The following is a 2,616-nucleotide window of genomic DNA, read 5'->3' on the forward strand; positions in this document are numbered from 1 at the left end:
TTATTCCCCATAAATAGGCGATAACGCAGCATAAATGCCAAACATGCACTGCCCTCTGGGTTCTTTTTAGGGGCGATCAACTCTTTGTTGCTCGGTTTTTACTTAGCCCACTAGGTTACAAACCTCGCGCCGCGATTTAATCGCCCCTAGATTGAACAAATTTCAATCCACAAAGATCAACACGCCCTAGCAATATGAGTAATTTATTGAAACGTCATAACATTGGTTGTTTGTGGGTAGTACCCATCGGCCATAACAATGTACGGTAGTAAATTACTTAACCATTTTTGCTGTACGCTTTCGCTATAGTTTAAGTAAAGCTTACCTTCGTGAATATAAAATGCTTCTGGGTCTATACCTACAGCGTTACCTTCATCAGCCATTGCATAAGCACACCAACCACCGTATTGCGGTGCATAACGCTTTGGATTTTCTGCAAATGTCGTTTTGTTTTCTTCACTCGAAAAGTGCCAGTTGGCACCTAAATAACTAAACGTGTATTTGTCGCTGCCTTTAACGGCTTTATTTTGCGTAAAATAAGCAACGCTGTCGTACCCTTTAATAGCCGTGTTATTAAACCAACCCGTATTTACAGCATCATCCTTTGCATTTGCCCCACCGCTTATTAACAGTGCGCTAAGCATTATTAAAGCAACTATGTACTTAATCATCTTTTTTCCTTTATTATTTACTCAAAATTGAATGCCAATTAAATATAGCTGGCTTAGTGAGTAAGAAAGGCAAAGCGCAAAAATGATTTCAGTTAATACTTAATTATTTAACGCCCAGTGATTAAATAAGTAGTAAAACTTACTCTACTTTTAGCCAATATTGGTTTCGGTAAAAAAAGCCAATGTAGCCGCGTACTTCAAGCTTTTTACCTTCCTCTTGCGGGGTTAGTTGTAAAGTATAAGTTTTGCCATTTGTTGGGTCGAGTATTTCACCGTCTCCCCAGATGCCATCATCCTGTGCTTTTACGTCTTTAATAATAGTCATGCCAAGAATAGGTTGGTCTTTTAATTCATCATCGCACTCGGTACATATATCGTTTTGTTTTGCAGGGTTAAGAATGGTTTCAACTTTGCCGCTTAATACACCGTTGGTTTGGGTAATACGTACATACGACTTAGCTTGGTTTGTATCCTCATCAATTGTTTTCCAAAGCCCTACTGGCGAAATAGCTGCAAGCACACTTTGGCTTGCAAAAATGGTGGCTGCTAATGTGCTAAGTAATGCTAATTTATTTAACTTTTTCATTGTGTTGCCTTTTAAATTAAGTGGCCAATGGCTAAATCATATCAGGTGATTTATAAACACACTATTAAAGCGCTGTACATAAAATAACAACAAACCTAAACTAATAATCATTAGTTTAGGTTTAAGGATCTGTAGCATAAAAAACAAAGCAACGTATTACCTTACTTTAAAAACAACATCCCCTATTTTTAGATTTGAATATTCAGGCTCAACTAAAGATAATTCGTTATTATCAATCATATTTTTAAGATATCTAATCTCTTCAGGATTTTCGACATTCATATATCTTGAGCGCCACTTACCCATGTCGAATAACCAAAAATATGCGGTCATATTTCCATTATTTTCGTCTATCACTATAAAATCTAGCTCATCATCATTGTTTAAATCCATGCCAATGAAATAGTAAGTATGTTCTTTTAAAGAGTTACGATCGTAAAAATGTTGATCAGAAAATACAGCCTCTATTAAATCTTGAGGTATTAGCGCTCGTGAAGGCCAAAATACACTGCGCTCAATAAAATCATCGACTGTGTGTTCAAGCGTTAAAGCAAACTCATTATTTACATACATCCTATCGATAATAGCGTATTGCTCTGGGTGACTCGTTTCAATTTTCTGTTTTAATAACTGCATAGCTAAATAACCTTGGCGACCTAAGCTGTGCTCAAAATAGTAATAGTCAAACTTTTCTATTGTTACTTTATCTGCATCTAAACGCGCTATTTGGCTGTTTGTAGATAAGCTTTGAAAATTTAATAAAGGGGAGTTAACAGCAAGCATACTAACGAGCACCACCCACCCCATCACAATATTTATTTTGCTAAGCGGCTCTAGCCAATTGTCTCGCTTTGTTATAATTCCAACAAGATAACTAAACGAAAAACACGCCAATAAAAACCAAATCAAAATGCCCCAACAACGATCTACTGTTAGCCCATGCTGCTCTACCCGTAAGTAAATTCCATAGGCAGAAATAACACTATAAACTGGAAGTAACGCAACGCTTATAAAAACGAGTCGGTGCAAGAGCATGTGATAAGGGCGAACTGATGAGTCATCTTTATAAACAGTGTTAACAAAAAACAACGTGAGCACCTGCAGCCACATTACTAATAAACTGCCACTTCCGGTCTCCCATAATTTATTGAGTCCGGTAAAAGGAAGTGTTGCTAAAAAACCGAGAGAAATAACTGATAAAACAGGCAATAAAAACTTAATTAAAGTTTGTAGTAAAAAAGCGATATTATCTTCAATGTTCAAAAGCTTTCTAAATATGACACTCGCAAAGGCAAATGCGAGCGTTAAGGTTGGGATCCAAAACCATTCATTTCTTAGTAGCTCAGAGAAAAATTTTAT

Annotated in this window: 3 protein-coding genes; all 3 read right to left on the reverse strand. The window is 36.5% G+C overall.

Features of this window, described 5'->3' with window-relative positions:
• Positions 1–203: 203 nt before the first annotated feature.
• A complete protein-coding gene (locus GQR46_RS18555) occupies positions 204–671 on the reverse strand; it encodes a YHS domain-containing (seleno)protein (RefSeq protein WP_007583762.1) in 468 nt (155 codons plus the stop codon).
• Between the two features lie 139 nt (positions 672–810).
• The gene (locus GQR46_RS18560) at positions 811–1,257 is read right to left on the reverse strand and encodes a DUF2147 domain-containing protein (RefSeq protein ID WP_165742001.1); all 447 of its coding nucleotides are present in this window, start codon (positions 1,255–1,257) and stop codon (positions 811–813) included.
• Positions 1,258–1,413: 156 nt separating this feature from the next.
• The coding region (locus GQR46_RS18565; RefSeq protein WP_165742003.1) for a DUF4153 domain-containing protein at positions 1,414–2,616 on the reverse strand (1,203 nt) is incomplete at its 5' end.

Source organism: Pseudoalteromonas sp. Z1A6 (assembly GCF_011378745.1).
Lineage (GTDB): Bacteria > Pseudomonadota > Gammaproteobacteria > Enterobacterales > Alteromonadaceae > Pseudoalteromonas > Pseudoalteromonas arctica.